9 protein-coding genes, 3 tRNA genes and 1 pseudogene are annotated in these 14,228 nt (G+C 72.4%); 6 read left to right on the forward strand and 7 right to left on the reverse strand.

All coding sequences use genetic code 11. From position 1 onward, the window contains the following. Positions 1 to 12: 12 nt before the first annotated feature. The 3 genes from ABZ576_RS02610 to ABZ576_RS02620 all read right to left on the reverse strand — a co-directional run bounded on the left by ABZ576_RS02610 (position 13) and on the right by ABZ576_RS02620 (position 413). Positions 13 to 86 (reverse strand) — tRNA-Ile (locus tag ABZ576_RS02610). 175 nt (positions 87 to 261) lie between these two features. Next, positions 262 to 334: transfer RNA gene (locus ABZ576_RS02615), tRNA-Asn, on the reverse strand. Positions 335 to 340: 6 nt separating this feature from the next. Beyond that, a tRNA-Asn gene (locus ABZ576_RS02620) sits at positions 341 to 413 on the reverse strand. Between the two features lie 158 nt (positions 414 to 571). Between ABZ576_RS02620 and ABZ576_RS02625 the strand changes: the two genes are divergently transcribed. The 4 genes from ABZ576_RS02625 (at position 572) to ABZ576_RS02640 (ending at position 6,233) form a co-directional block, all read left to right on the forward strand. Next, the gene (locus ABZ576_RS02625; RefSeq protein ID WP_360734978.1) at positions 572 to 877 is read left to right on the forward strand and encodes a YtxH domain-containing protein; all 306 of its coding nucleotides are present in this window, start codon (positions 572 to 574) and stop codon (positions 875 to 877) included. Positions 878 to 958: 81 nt separating this feature from the next. Then, complete coding sequence (locus ABZ576_RS02630; RefSeq protein WP_360734980.1) at positions 959 to 2,413, forward strand: FGGY family carbohydrate kinase; 1,455 nt, start codon at positions 959 to 961, stop codon at positions 2,411 to 2,413. A gap of 158 nt (positions 2,414 to 2,571) precedes the next feature. After that, on the forward strand, positions 2,572 to 4,305 hold the full coding sequence (locus ABZ576_RS02635) for an ABC transporter ATP-binding protein (protein WP_360734982.1): 1,734 nt from the start codon (positions 2,572 to 2,574) through the stop codon (positions 4,303 to 4,305). Continuing rightward, positions 4,305 to 6,233, forward strand: coding sequence for an ABC transporter ATP-binding protein (locus tag ABZ576_RS02640; RefSeq protein ID WP_360734984.1), 1,929 nt, complete (start codon positions 4,305 to 4,307; stop codon positions 6,231 to 6,233). Before ABZ576_RS02635 ends, ABZ576_RS02640 begins: the two co-directional genes overlap by 1 nt. A gap of 156 nt (positions 6,234 to 6,389) precedes the next feature. Here ABZ576_RS02640 and ABZ576_RS02645 read toward each other — a convergent pair. After that, positions 6,390 to 7,600: pseudogene (locus ABZ576_RS02645) on the reverse strand (RNA polymerase sigma factor). 190 nt (positions 7,601 to 7,790) lie between these two features. On the opposite strand from ABZ576_RS02645, the gene ABZ576_RS02650 reads away from it, so the two are divergent. Next, positions 7,791 to 8,420: a hypothetical protein gene (locus tag ABZ576_RS02650; RefSeq protein ID WP_360734986.1), complete on the forward strand. Its 630-nt coding sequence runs from the start codon at positions 7,791 to 7,793 to the stop codon at positions 8,418 to 8,420. Continuing rightward, positions 8,417 to 9,427 (forward strand): nucleotidyl transferase AbiEii/AbiGii toxin family protein, encoded by a 1,011-nt coding sequence (locus tag ABZ576_RS02655; RefSeq protein WP_360734988.1) that lies wholly within the window; start codon positions 8,417 to 8,419, stop codon positions 9,425 to 9,427. Before ABZ576_RS02650 ends, ABZ576_RS02655 begins: the two co-directional genes overlap by 4 nt. Here ABZ576_RS02655 and dnaG read toward each other — a convergent pair. The 3 genes from dnaG to ABZ576_RS02670 form a co-directional block, all read right to left on the reverse strand. Next, on the reverse strand, positions 9,398 to 11,308 hold the full coding sequence (gene dnaG / locus ABZ576_RS02660; RefSeq protein ID WP_360734990.1) for a DNA primase: 1,911 nt from the start codon (positions 11,306 to 11,308) through the stop codon (positions 9,398 to 9,400). The two genes, ABZ576_RS02655 and dnaG, sit on opposite strands and share 30 nt — an antisense overlap. Before the next feature lie 113 nt (positions 11,309 to 11,421). Then, the gene (locus ABZ576_RS02665) at positions 11,422 to 12,684 is read right to left on the reverse strand and encodes an FAD-dependent oxidoreductase (protein ID WP_360734992.1); all 1,263 of its coding nucleotides are present in this window, start codon (positions 12,682 to 12,684) and stop codon (positions 11,422 to 11,424) included. A gap of 103 nt (positions 12,685 to 12,787) precedes the next feature. Further along, entirely contained in the window at positions 12,788 to 14,062 is a 1,275-nt protein-coding gene (locus ABZ576_RS02670) for a deoxyguanosinetriphosphate triphosphohydrolase (protein WP_360734993.1), read from the reverse strand. Positions 14,063 to 14,228 lie beyond the last annotated feature (166 nt).

Consider the following 14,228-nt stretch of genomic DNA (forward strand, 5'->3'; position numbering starts at 1 on the left):
GACGGGCGACGGTGGGGCGGGTGGGACTCGAACCCACGGCCGACGGATTATGAGTCCGCTGCTCTAACCGGCTGAGCTACCGCCCCATAGCGGCGTGTCGCGTACAAGTGTGCGCGCCGTCTGCCGCAGCATAGCCGCTCATACGATCTCCTGCTTCGGATGGTCGGCTTCCGCGCTGCTCACGACCCACAGGACAACGGCGCGGGGCGCGGCGGTTCCCGGAGACATGAAAAAGGACCCCTGCGGGGTCCTCGTTCAGCGCTCCCCCGACTGGACTCGAACCAGTAACCTGCCGGTTAACAGCCGGCTGCTCTGCCAATTGAGCTACGGAGGACCGAAGCTCCCCCGACTGGACTCGAACCAGTAACCTGCCGGTTAACAGCCGGCTGCTCTGCCAATTGAGCTACGGAGGATCGCCTCGTTGCATCGAACGTACCTACCTGGGTATTCGCCAGGGGGCGGGCGCTCGCTGCGACACATACATTAGCGCAAGCAGGGGGGTGCTCCGCCAATCGGTACCCCCCGGCGCCAGCGCCGCACCAGAGACCTACGCACGGGAAGGGTGGCAGCCATGCGCTACCGGCTCACGTTCCTCGCCGGTCTGGCCCTCGGTTACGTACTCGGCACGAGGGCCGGACGAGAGCGCTACGAGCAGCTGAAGAAGTCGGCCCGGCAGATCGCGGCGAACCCCGCGGTCCGCAACACCGCCGAGACGGCCGCCCAGCAGGGCCGCGTCTACGCCGGCAAGGCCTTCCACACGGTCAGCGACAAGGTCGGCGACCGGGTCCCGGAGTCGGTGGCCCAGCGGGTGAGGTCCCTGCGGGAGCGCAGCGTCAACGGCACGGGCGAGGACGACTGGGGCACGAGCAACACCTGACCGGCCCCGCACCGCCCGTATCCCCCTCCCCATGTGCGCCCCGGACCACCGCATGCGCGGCGATGCTGCAAAATTCTCGGCATGGGGATAGTCGCCGGCTTGGACAGCTCGTCCGCTTTCACTCGCATCGTGGTCTGCGACACGGACACCGGTGCCGTACTACGGCAGGGATACGCGCCGCACCCGGCCGAGACGCCGGAGGGCGGCGGCCGCCCGAGCGACGTCGACCCGCAGGCCTGGCTGCTGTCCCTGGGCGAGGCCGCGGGCGGCGGTCTGCTGGAGGGCGTCCAGGCCATCGGCGTCTCCGCGCAGCAGAACGCGCTGGTCCCGCTGGACGCCCAGGGCAACACCGTCCGCCCGGCCCTGGTCGGCGGCGACAAGCGCGCCCAGGTCGCGGCGGCCGATCTCGTGGACGCGCTCGGCGGCCGGGAGGCCTGGGCGCAGGCGGTCGGCTGCGTGCCGCAGGCCGCCCAGCCGGTCACCAAGCTGCGCTGGCTGGCGAAGAACGAACCCGAGAACGCCCTGCGGACGGCCGTCCTGCTCCAGGCCCACGACTGGCTCGTGTGGCAGCTGCTCGGCCGGCCGGTGCGCAGGACCACCGACCGCGGCGGCGCCTCCGGCACCGGCTACTGGTCGGCCGCCACCGGCGCCTACCGGCCCGACCTGGTCGAGCTGGCGCTCGGCCACCAGACGATGCTGCCGGAGGTGATCGGCCCGGCGGACGCGGCCGGCACCACCCCGGAGGGGCTGCTGATCTCGGCCGGCACCGGGGAGACCATGGCCGCCGCGTTCGGGCTCGGCATCGGGCTCGGGGACGCGGTCGTCTCGCTCGGCGCGTCCGGATCGGTGATGGCCGTGCACCCGGAGGCGCTCGCCGACCAGTCCGGGATGATCACCTCGCTCGCCGACGCCACCGGCATGCACCTGCCGGTCGTCACCACCCTGAACGCCGTGCGCACCCTGCGCGGCACCGCCGAACTCCTCGGGCTGCCGGACCTGGAGAGCCTGTCCGACCTGGCCATGAAGTCCACGCCGGGGGCGCACGGGCTGGTGCTGCTGCCCTACCTGGAGGGCGAGCGGACGCCGAACCTGCCGCACACCGCGGGAACGCTGGCGGGGCTGCGGCGCGAGTCGATGAAGCCCGAGCATCTGGCGCGGGCCGCGTTCGAGGGCATGCTGTGCGGGCTCGCGGACGCGCTGGACGTGCTGCGCGGGCGGGGCGTGGACGTACGGCGGATCTTCCTGCTCGGCCCGGCCGCCGAGCTGACCGCCGTGCAGGCCGCGGCGCCCTCGCTGTTCGGCGCGCAGGTCGTCGTACCGCAGCCGGCGGACTACGCGGCGATCGGCGCGGCCCGGCAGGCGGCCTGGGCGCTCGGCGTGTCGCAGGGCACCCTGGACCCGCACACCCCGCCGGCCTGGCAGGGCGCGGCGGCGCAGGTACTGGAGCCGGGCGAGGAACTGGCCGTGGGCCAGGCGGTGCGCCAGCAGTTCACGGCGGTGCGGGAACAGACCCACCCGGGGGCGTTCGGTCTCTAGGGGGTCGTACGCGGGCGCTCCGCGCCGGGCCGCCCGGCGCGGAGCCGCGCGGCCGGAGCACCGCCGGGTTAATCGGTTGAGGTAACACCGGTGCGGTGTCCGACGATAGGGGCCAGGGGCAACCGACCAGCCCTGTCGCCGACTCCGAGAGACGTAGCGTGCTCATACGACTTCTGCGGACCTATCTCAGGCCCTACAAGAAACCCATCACCCTGCTGGTGCTGCTGCAGTTTCTGCAGACCTGCGCCACCCTCTACCTGCCCACACTGAACGCGGACATCATCGACAACGGTGTCGTGAAGGGTGACACGGGTTACATCCTGTCCTTCGGTGCCCTGATGATCGGCATCTCGCTGGCGCAGGTGGTGTGCAACATCGGCGCCGTGTACTACGGCGCCCGGACCGCCTCCGCGCTCGGCCGGGACGTGCGCGGGGCCGTCTTCGACCGCGTGCAGTCCTTTTCCGCGCGTGAGGTGGGTCACTTCGGGGCGCCCTCACTCATCACCCGTACGACGAACGACGTCCAGCAGGTGCAGATGCTGGTCCTGATGACGTTCACCCTGATGGTGTCGGCGCCCATCATGTGTGTGGGCGGCATCGTGCTCGCCCTCGGCCTGGACGTACCGCTGTCCGGGGTACTGGTCGGGGTCGTCCCGGTGCTCGGCGTCTCCGTGACGCTGATCGTGCGCCGGCTGCGCCCGCTCTTCCGCTCGATGCAGGCCCGGCTGGACACGGTGAACCGCGTGCTGCGCGAGCAGATCTCCGGCAACCGGGTGATCCGCGCCTTCGTCCGGGACGAGTACGAGCGGGGCCGGTTCGGCAAGGCCAACACCGAGCTGACCGACATGCAGATGGCCACCGGCCGGATGCTCGCCCTGATGTTCCCGATCGTCATGACGGTGGTGAACGTGTCGTCCGTGGCGGTGGTCTGGTTCGGCGCCCACCGCATAGACAGCGGCGGGATGGCGATCGGCGACCTGACCGCGTTCCTCGCCTATCTGATGCAGATCGTCATGGCCGTGATGATGGCCACCTTCATGTTCATGATGGTGCCGCGCGCCGAGGTCTGCGCCGAACGCGTCCAGGAGGTCCTGGACACCGAGTCGAGCGTCGTGCCGCCCCTCGCGCCGGTCGCGGAGCTGCGCACGCACGGGCACCTGGAGATCCGGGGCGCCGGCTTCCGCTATCCGGGTGCCGAGGAGCCGGTGCTGAAGTCCATCGACCTGGTGGCCCGGCCCGGCGAGACGACCGCCGTGATCGGCTCCACCGGCAGCGGCAAGTCGACGCTGCTCGGGCTGGTTCCCCGGCTCTTCGACGCCACCGAGGGCGAGGTGCTGGTGGACGGCGTGGACGTCCGGGAGATCGATGCGCGGCTGCTCGCCACCACCGTCGGACTCGTACCGCAGAAGCCGTACCTGTTCGCGGGCACCGTCGCCACCAACCTGCGCTACGGCAACCCGGACGCCACCGACGAGGAGCTGTGGCACGCGCTGGAGGTGGCACAGGCGCGGGACTTCGTGCGGAAGCTGGAGGGCGGCCTCGACGCCCCGATCGCGCAGGGCGGCACCAACGTCTCCGGCGGTCAGCGCCAGCGGCTCGCGATCGCCCGCACCCTGGTGCAGCGCCCGGAGATCTACCTCTTCGACGACTCCTTCTCCGCGCTCGACTACGCCACCGACGCGGCCCTGCGCGCCGCGCTCGGCCGGGAGACCGCCGAGGCGACCGTCGTCATCGTCGCCCAGCGGGTGGCGACCATCCGCGAGGCGGACCGGATCATCGTGCTGGACGAGGGCCGGGTGGTCGGCTCCGGCCGGCACGCGGAACTCATGGCATCCAACGAGACCTACCGGGAGATCGTGCTCTCCCAGCTGACGGAAGCGGAGGCCGCCTGATGGCCGGGCCCATGGGACGCATGATGGCCGGGGGCGGCCCCGACCAGCGCTCGATGGACTTCAAGGGGTCGGGCAAACGGCTCGTCGCCCAGTTCAGACCGGAACGGCTCACGATCTACGCGCTGCTGCTGTGCGTGGTGATCAGCGTGGGCCTGAGCGTGATGGGCCCGAAGATCCTCGGCCGCGCCACCGACCTGGTGTTCTCCGGCATCGTCGGCCGGGAGCTGCCGGCCGGGCAGACCAAGGAGCAGGTGCTCGCCGGCATGCGCGAGCACGGCCGGGGCCGGATCGCGGACATGCTGCAGGGCACCGACTTCACGCCCGGCAAGGGCATCGACTTCGGGGCCGTCGGCGACGTCCTGCTGCTCGCGCTCGGCACCTTCCTGGCCGCCGGTCTGCTGATGGCCGTCGCGACCCGGCTGGTGAACCGGGCCGTGAACCGCACGGTGCACCGGCTGCGGGAGGACATCGAGGGGAAGCTGTCGCGGCTGCCGCTGTCGTACTTCGACAAGCGCCAGCGCGGTGAGGTGCTGTCCCGGGCGACCAACGACATCGACAACATCGGGCAGACGCTCCAGCAGTCGATGGGCCAGCTGATCAACTCGGTGCTGACCGTCATCGGCGTCCTGGTGATGATGTTCTGGGTCTCCTGGCTGCTGGCGCTGGTGGCGCTGGTCACCGTGCCGCTGTCGTTCGTGGTCGCGACCCGGGTCGGCAAGCGGTCGCAGCCGCACTTCGTGCAGCAGTGGCGCTCCACCGGCAAGCTGAACGCGCACATCGAGGAGATGTACACCGGGCACACCCTGGTGAAGGTGTTCGGGCGGCAGGAGGAGTCGGCGCGGCAGTTCGCCGAGCAGAACGAGGCGCTGTACGAGGCCGGGTTCAGGGCGCAGTTCAACAGCGGTGTGATGCAGCCGCTGATGGTCTTCGTGTCGAACCTGAACTACGTGCTGGTGGCGGTCGTCGGCGGGCTGCGGGTGGCGTCCGGCGCCCTCTCCATCGGAGACGTGCAGGCGTTCATCCAGTACTCGCGGCAGTTCTCGATGCCGCTGACGCAGATCGCGTCGATGGCGAACCTGGTGCAGTCCGGCGTCGCCTCGGCCGAGCGGGTCTTCGAACTCCTGGACGCGGAGGAGCAGGAGGCGGACCCGGTGCCGGGCGAGCGGCCGGCGGAACTGCGCGGGCGGGTGCGCCTGGAGCACGTGTCGTTCCGGTACGACCCGGAGAAGCCGCTGATCGAGGACCTGTCGCTCACGGTGGAACCGGGGCACACGGTGGCGATCGTCGGCCCGACCGGCGCGGGCAAGACCACGCTGGTCAACCTGCTGATGCGGTTCTACGACGTCTCCGGCGGCCGGATCACCCTGGACGGGGTGGACATCCGGCGGATGACCCGGGACGAACTGCGCTCCGGGATCGGCATGGTGCTCCAGGACACCTGGCTGTTCGGCGGCACCATCGCGGAGAACATCGCCTACGGCGCCTCGCGCGAGGTGACGCGCGGGGAGATCGAGGAGGCGGCGCGGGCGGCGCACGCGGACCGCTTCATCCGCACCCTCCCCGACGGCTACGACACGGTGATCGACGACGAGGGGTCGGGCGTCAGCGCCGGTGAGAAGCAGCTGATCACCATCGCGCGGGCGTTCCTGTCCGACCCGGTGATCCTGGTGCTGGACGAGGCGACGAGCTCCGTGGACACGCGGACCGAGGTGCTGATCCAGAAGGCGATGGCCAAACTCGCCACCGGACGGACGTCGTTCGTGATCGCGCACCGGCTGTCGACCATCCGGGACGCGGACACGATCCTGGTGATGGAGAACGGGTCCATCGTGGAACAGGGCGCCCACGCGGAGCTGCTGGCGGCCGGCGGGGCGTACGCCAGGCTGTACCAGGCCCAGTTCGCGCAGGCCGTGGCCGAGGTGGACTAGGTGCCGGGGGCCGCCGCGGGACGGCGGCCCCTCAGTCCAGGCAGGCCCTCGTGTCCAGGCAGGCCCTCGTGTCCAGGCAGCCCCTCCTGTCCAGGCAGGCCCTCGTGACCAGGCAGGCCCTCGTGTCCAGGCAGCCCCTCGTGTCCAGGCAGCCCCTCAGTCCAGGTAGCCCCTCAGCTGGTCCGCGAAGGCGTGGTCCCTGAGTTTGTTCAGCGTCTTGGACTCGATCTGCCGTATCCGCTCGCGGGTCACGCCGAAGATGCGGCCGATCTCCTCCAGGGTGCGCGGGCGGCCGTCGACCAGGCCGTAGCGGAGCTGGACGACCTTCCGTTCGCGCTCCCCCAGCGTGGACAGCACCGCTTCCAGGTGCTCGCGCAGCAGCAGGAAGGCGGCCGATTCGACCGGGCTGGCGGCGTCGCCGTCCTCGATGAGGTCGCCGAGGGCGACGTCGTCCTCCTCGCCGACCGGGGCGTGCAGCGACACCGGTTCCTGGGCGAGCCGCAGCACCTCGCCGACCCGTTCGGGCGCCAGGTCCAGGTGGGCGGCGACCTCCTCGGAGGTCGGTTCGCAGCCGCGCTCCTGCAGCATCCGCCGCTGCACGCGGACGACCCGGTTGATCAGTTCGACGACGTGGACCGGGACCCGGATGGTGCGGGCCTGGTCGGCGAGCGCCCGGGACATGGCCTGGCGGATCCACCAGGTGGCGTAGGTGGAGAACTTGTAGCCGCGCGCGTAGTCGAACTTCTCCACGGCCCGGATCAGCCCGAGGTTGCCCTCCTGGACCAGGTCGAGCATGGTCAGGCCGCGGCCGACGTACCGCTTGGCGACGGACACCACCAGCCGCAGGTTCGCCTCGATGAGCCGGCGCTTGGCCATCCGGCCCATGACCACGAGCCGGTCCAGGTCGAGCGCGAGTTCGCTGTCCAGGTCGGGGGTGCTGCCGAGTTTCTCCTCCGCGAACAGCCCGGCCTCCACCCGGCGGGCCAGTTCCACCTCCTCGGCGGCGGTGAGCAGCGGGATCCGCCCGATCTCGCGCAGGTACTGGCGGAACAGGTCGGCGGAGGGACCGCCGGTGTCGGCCCGGGCGGCGGCCGGCGCCTCGACGGGCTCGGCGGCCTCCTCGACCGTCTCGGGCTCCTCGGGCTCCTCGGTGAGCGCCTCTGCGGGCGGTTCCGTCGGGTCCACCGGCACCACCTCCGGGTGCAGGGCGGCAGGGCCCTGCGGGGGTACGGCCACGAGGACGCCCGACTCCGCGTCCGGCTCGTCCGCGGTGGTGCCGGTGGCGCTGCTGCTGTGGGTCTGGGTGCGGGTCTGGGTCTGCACGGGTGGGCGACCTCCAGGATGATCGCTGCCGAAGGCTGCGGCAGCGCTGCTGCGGGAGCGGAGAGTCGACGGCCTGCGCTCCGAGGACTCGGGCACCGCACCCAGTGTGGGGTACGACACAACTCCGCCACGAGGGGCGTGCGAGCACTTTTTGCGTCCGCTCGGTGACCGTCCGCTTACCGGCCGGGGAAACGCGGATGCTCCCACCCGCGCTGATCTGGCACTATTCGCCGGGTGTCCGGATCCTTGTACGAGTCCCACGTGACGGTCCGCTGCGACAGCCGCGCCCAGTGCGAACGGCTGGCCGGCTGGGCGGCCGCCGCGGGTCTGAAGCTCACGTCCGTCGAACTGGCCCGTGGCCGGATGCGGTCGCAGCCGATGCTCACCCTGCGCGGCTCGGCGAGCTACGCCGCCGCGCGGGCGGAGGCCGAGCGGGTCACGGCCCGGCTGCGGGCGGACGGATTCGTGCCGGTGCGCGTGAAGACCGAGTCGGCGCCGTGGGCGCCGGAGGTGCCGGGCGGACCCTGCCGCGGGGCGCAGTACTTCGAGCACCATGTGAAGCTGCGGCTGGCGGCCGGGACCGACCTCGACGCGCTGGCCGCCCGGGTGGTGCCGCACGGCGCGCACCTGTCGTGGAACGCGCGGCGGGCGGTCGGCCGGGGGCGGCACGAGCGGTTCGTGACCCAGCGGTGCCGCGGGGTGGACGCCGAGGGCGCGGGACGCGCGCTGGAGGCGCTGCTGGCGGAGCTGGCGGGGCTGGAAGTGGTGGAGGTGGAGCGCGAGTTCGTGCTCCACGACAGTGATCCGTCCGTGGACGACGGGTGGATCGAGGACGACGGCGTCAGGCGAGGGGTGCGGGGATGAGCGGGTCGTGGCGGGAGTGGACGCTGTGGAACAGGGACGTGCCGAAGGAGGAGCTGGACGACGCGACCCGGCGGGAGCGCCTGTTCCCCCTCACCCTGCGGACCGTGCCCGGCGAGGGGCTCACCCAGCACCTGGTGTTCGACCCGTCCATGAAGCAGCACCAGAACGCCTACCGCGCCACCGACCCCGCCTTCGCCGATCCGGCCCGCACCGACGCCTGGCGCGCGGCCCGGCGCCGGGCCCTGGACCTCGTGCTCGGCGCGGTCGCCGGCTCGGGGTGGGTGGACGCGCTGGTGCTGCGGGGCAGCGTGCTGATGGCGGCCTGGTTCGGCGAGGCGGCCCGCGAGCCGGGTGACCTGGACTTCGTCGTCGTACCGCACACCTGGAAGATCGACGACGAGCGGACCGCCCGGATGTTCGACGGTATCGCGCGGGCCGCGCAGGAGGCGTCCGGGGACGAGGTGCGCGTCTGGGCCGAGGGCGCGGTCGTGGAGGACATCTGGACCTACGAGCGGGTGCCCGGCCGCCGCATGGTGCTGCCCTGGAGCGCCCCCGGGCTGCCCCACGGCCACGTCCAGCTCGACTTCGTCTTCGGCGAGCGGCTGCCCGAGCCGCCCGAGCCGGTCGAGCTGCCCGGCGGCGCGGTGGTGCAGGCGGCGACGCCCGCGCTGTCGCTGGCCTGGAAGATGATGTGGCTGCTCAACGACGCCTACGCGCAGGGCAAGGACCTGTACGACGCGGTCCTGCTCGCCGAGCGGCACCCGCTCCCCTACGAGCTGCTGCACGCGGTGTTCGAGCTGTCGGGCGAGTGGCCCTACCCGCAGGAGCGGTACATCACGCTCGACCACGTGGTGGAGCTGCTCCGGCACGTCGAGTGGAACCACTTCGTGGTCGAGTACCCGCAGTACGCGGACGACGAGCAGCGGTTCGTGGACCGGCTCGTCCGGGCCGTGACGCCGACCTTCGCGGGGCGGGGCTCACAGGGCGCCGGCCCCGTGCTCCTGTAGCGCCTTGTCGTACTGCTGGAGCACCCACAACTCGTTCTGCACGGCGGCGAGTTCGGACGGGTCGCCGCCGGCCGCGAGGCGGGTCAGCTGGGACTGGACGTCCCGGATGCGGCGCTCGACGGCGCGGCGGCGGACCTGGACCAGGACCATGCCCGCGTACACCTCGTCCACCGTGCGGCGCATGATCGCCTCGACGGCCAGCTCGGTGACCATGGCGCGGACGGCGTCGTCGGGGGCGGCCTCCATGACCCGGACCAGGTACTGCTGCGGGTCCGGCAGGCCGTACTCGGCGCCGCCCGCCTCCAGGATCGCCTGGCGCACGGCCGCGTAGGGCGGGGCGGTGAACTCGTCCACGCCGTAGGCGTCGAAGGCCGGGGAGACCAGCTCCGGGCGCTGGAGGGCGAGCTTGAGCAGCTCCCGCTCGGTGGCGTAGACGGGATTGCGGAGGTTGAGGGCCGGGCCGGAGGGGGCGGCGGCGGGGGCCGCCGCGTACTGCTGCGGGCCGCGCTGCCGCTGCTCGGGGGCCGCCGGGCCGCGGCCGCCGCGGTCGCGGGCCCAGCGGGCGAGCTGGGCGATCCGCTTGACGACGAACTGGGTGTCGAGGATGCCGAGCAGGCCGGCGAGCTGGACGGCGACCTCGTGCTGCGCGCCGCTGTTCTTGATCCGGGCGACGATCGGGGCGGCTTCGTCGAGGGCGGCGGCGCGGCCGGCCGGGGTGTCGAGGTCGTAGCGGTTCACGACCTGGCGGAGCGCGAACTCGAAGAGCGGGGTGCGGGGTTCGACCAGGTCGGCGACCGCCTCGTCGCCCTTGGCCAGCCGCAGCTCGCACGGGTCCATGCCGTCGGGCGCGATGGCGATGTACGTCTCGGCGGCGAACTTCTGGTCGTCCTCGAAGGCGCGCAGGGCGGCCTTCTGCCCGGCCGCGTCGCCGTCGAAGGTGAAGATCACGCGGGCCGAGCCGTTGTCCATCAGCAGCCGGCGCAGGATCTTGATGTGGTCCGAGCCGAAGGCCGTACCGCAGGTCGCGATGGCCGTCGTCACACCGGCGAGGTGGCAGGCCATGACGTCGGTGTAGCCCTCCACCACGACGGCCCGGCTGGTCTTGGCGATGTGCTGCTTCGCCAGGTCGATGCCGTAGAGGACCTGTGACTTCCGGTAGATCGCCGTGTCGGGCGTGTTCAGGTACTTCGGGCCGTTGTCCGCCTCGTACAGCTTGCGGGCGCCGAAGCCGACGACCTCGCCGCCGATGTCCCGGATGGGCCACATCAGCCGGCCCCGGAACCGGTCGATGGGGCCGCGGCGGCCCTCCTGGGAGAGCCCGGAGAGGATCAGCTCCTTGTCCGTGAAGCCCTTGCCGCGCAGGTAGCGGGTGAGGTGGTCCCAGCCCTGGGGGCTGTAGCCGACGTTGAAGTGGACGGCGGCGGCCTGGTCGAAGCCGCGCTCGGCGAGGAAGATCCGGCCGGTCTCGGCCTCGGGGCTGGTGGCGAGCTGCTCGGCGTACCACTGCGCGGCGATCTTGTGCGCCTCGACCAGGCGGATCCGCTCGCCGCGCTGGTGGGCCGGGTTGTACCCGCCCTCCTCGTAGCGCAGCGTGATGCCGGCCTGGGCGGCCAGCCGCTCGACGGCCTCGGAGAAGGAGAGGTGGTCCACCTTCATCACGAAGGTGATGGTGTCGCCGCCCTCCTGGCAGCCGAAGCAGTGGAAGAGTCCCTTGCTCGGGCTGACCTGGAAGGACGGCGACTTCTCGTCGTGGAACGGGCACAGGCCCTTCAGGTTGCCGCCGCCCGCGTTGCGCAGCTGGAGGTACTCGGAGACCACGGCGTCGATCGGGACCGCGTCCCGTACCGCCTTCACGTCCTCGTCGTTGATCCGTCCTGCCACGGGTGAATTCTACGGGGGCGGACCGACACGCACGGGGCACGTGCGGCGCCGCCGGAGGGACGCGGAGCGCCGGCCGGCCCCCGGGGCGGCCGGCGGCCGGGTCCGGCGGGCGCCTAGGCGAGCCCTGCCAGCGGTACGTGCGGGTCCGAGAGCGCCTCGCTGTTCACCCGGGCCCGGGAGCGGATGAGGTGCTGGATGGGCTCTGTGACATCCCACACGTTCACGTTCATCCCGGCCAGCACCCGTCCCTCCCGCAGCCAGAACGCGATGAACTCCCGCTTGCCGGCGTCACCGCGGATCACGACCTCGTCGTAGGTGCCGGGCGGCGCCCAGCCGCTGTACTCCATCCCCAGGTCGTACTGGTCGGTGAAGAAGTAGGGCACGCGGTCGTGGACGACGTCCCGGCCGAGCATGGAGCGGGCCGCGGCCGGGCCGCCGTTCAGGGCGTTCGCCCAGTGCTCCACCCGCAGCCGGGTGTCGAACAGGCCGAGCGGGAAGGACGCCACGTCACCGGCGGCGTAGATGTCCGGGTCGCTGGTGCGCAGCCGTTCGTCCACCATGATCCCGCCGCCGTGCGCCGGGTCGGCCAGCTCCAGCCCCGCGGCCTCCGCCAGGGCGGTCCGCGGCGCCGCTCCGATGGCGGCGAGGACGTCGTGCGCCGGGTGCTCCTCGCCGTCGTCGGTGCGGGCGGCGAGGACCACGCCGTCCTGCCCGACGATCTCGGTGAGCCGGACGCCGAAGCGGAAGCGGACGCCGTGCTCGTGGTGCAGCTGGGCGAAGACGTTGCCCAGCTCGGGGCCGAGGACGCCGTGCAGCGGGGTCGGCGCCGGTTCGATCACGGTGACCTCGGCGCCGTACTCGCGGGCCGCCGCCGCGACCTCCAGGCCGATCCAGCCGGCGCCCGCGATCACGAGGTGCCCGTTGTCCCGGCCGAGCGCGGCCAGCACGCCCTTGAGCCGCTCGGCGTGGGCGAGCCGGCGCAGGTGGTGGACGCCCGCCAGGTCGGTGCCGGGGATGTCGAGGCGGCGCGGTTCCGCACCGGTGACCAGCAGGAGCTTGTCGTAGTGGACGAGGGTGCCGTCGTCACCGAAGTGGACCGTCTTGGCCGTGCGGTCGACGCGGTCGACGGTCTGGCCGAGGTGCAGCTCGATGTCGTTCTGCGCGTACCAGGCGGGCTCGTGCACGAAGACGCTGTCGCGCTCCTCCTTGCCGAGCAGGTAGCCCTTGGACAGCGGCGGGCGCTCGTAGGGGTGGTCGCGTTCGTCGCAGATCAGTATCACCCGGCCGCTGAAGCCCTCCGCGCGGAGCGTCTCGGCCGCCTTCGCGCCGGCGAGGCCGCCTCCGACGATGACGAATGTCTGATCCGCGTCGACCACTTGATGCCTCCTCGTAAGGGTGCCGCCACATGCGAGCGTCCCGCACGCGGCGGGCTGCGGGAAGAGGGTGTGCCCCGATCAGGCCACCGGGGTCATGTTCCTCTCACATATGCCCCGTCAGTCTCGCGTGCAGCGAGAGGGCGGAGGCGTCGGTGAGGGAGGCGATCTGGTCGACGATCACCCGCTTGCGCGCCCGGTCGTCGCCGGCCGCGTCGAACAGGGCCCGGAACTGAGGTTCCAAACCCTCGGGCGCGCGGGCGGTGAGCGCCTCGGCCAGCTCCGCGACGATCACCCGCTGGTCGGCGCGCAGCCGCTCCTGCTCGGCGCGCTGCATCACGTACCGGTCCGCGACCGCCTTGAGCACCGCGCACTCCATGCGCGTGTCGCGGGGTACGACCAGTTCGGCGCCGTAGCGGGTGAGCCGGCCGGTGCCGTGGGCGGCGCGCGTGGCGCCCTCGGCGGCCAGGCAGAAGCGGCCGATGAGCTGGCTGGTGGCGTCCTTCAGGCGGGCCTGGGCGACCGCGGTGCCGTCGTAGCCGTGCGGCCACCACTCCTGGTCCTGGAGGCGGTCCAGGGCCGCGGCGAGTTCGGCCGGGTCGGTGTCCGCGGGGACGTAGCGGCCGACGGCGACCGCGAACACCGCCTGCCGTTCGGGCTCGGCGTGCAGGCAGCCGGGGTCGATGTGGCCGGCGTGCAGGCCGTCCTCGACGTCGTGCACCGAGTACGCCACGTCGTCCGACCAGTCCATGACCTGCGCCTCGAAGCAGGTGCGGGTGCCGGGGGCGTGGGCCCGCACCCAGTCGAACACCGGGCGGTCGTCCTCGTACACGCCGAACTTCCGCGACGCCGGGTCGGTCGGGTGGGCGCCGCGCGGCCAGGGGTACTTGGTGGCGGCGTCGAGGGTGGCGCGGGTGAGGTTGAGTCCGACGGAGCGGTCCTCGGTGAAGCGCTTGGGCTCGATGCGGGTGAGGAGCCTGAGGGACTGGGCGTTGCCCTCGAAGCCGCCGCAGTCGTCGGCGAACTCGTCCAGCGCCTGTTCGCCGTTGTGGCCGAAGGGCGGGTGGCCGAGGTCGTGGGAGAGGCAGGCCGCCTCCACCAGGTCGGGATCGCAGCCGAGGGCCGCGCCCAGCTCCCGGCCGACCTGGGCGCACTCCAGGGAGTGGGTGAGCCGGGTGCGGGGGCTGGCGTCCCAGGCGTGGCCGCGGGTGCCCGGGGTGACCACCTGCGTCTTGCCCGCGAGGCGGCGCAGGGCCGCGGAGTGGAGGATGCGGGCCCGGTCGCGCTGGAAGGCGGTGCGGCCCGGGCGTTTGTCGGGCTCCGGGGCCCAGCGGTCGACTGACGTCGGGTCGTATGCCGTGGGGAGATCGGTGCCTTCCATGGGTCGAACAGTAAGCCCAATCGTCCGCCCGGTTCCGCCGCGGGGGCGGCCGCGGGTCGCGCAGCCGGCCCGTCGGGCCCAGGCGGCGCGGCGGGGGTCGCGCAGCCGGCCCGCCGGGCCCAGGCGGCGCGGCCGCCGGTCGTGTCCGGCCCGCCGGGCCCAGGCG

It is taken from the genome of Streptomyces sp. NPDC013455, from assembly GCF_040632975.1.
Lineage (GTDB): Bacteria > Actinomycetota > Actinomycetes > Streptomycetales > Streptomycetaceae > Streptomyces.

Bases quoted from the DNA above. Each gene is read 5' to 3' on its own strand.
- ABZ576_RS02625 (WP_360734978.1), top strand. From the start codon at position 572: ATGCGCTACCGGCTCACGTTCCTCGCCGGTCTGGCCCTCGGTTACGTA.
- ABZ576_RS02630 (WP_360734980.1), top strand. From the start codon at position 959: ATGGGGATAGTCGCCGGCTTGGACAGCTCGTCCGCTTTCACTCGCATC.
- ABZ576_RS02640 (WP_360734984.1), top strand. From the start codon at position 4,305: ATGGCCGGGCCCATGGGACGCATGATGGCCGGGGGCGGCCCCGACCAG.
- ABZ576_RS02655 (WP_360734988.1), top strand. From the start codon at position 8,417: ATGAGCGGGTCGTGGCGGGAGTGGACGCTGTGGAACAGGGACGTGCCG.
- ABZ576_RS02670 (WP_360734993.1), bottom strand. From the start codon at position 14,062: ATGGAAGGCACCGATCTCCCCACGGCATACGACCCGACGTCAGTCGAC.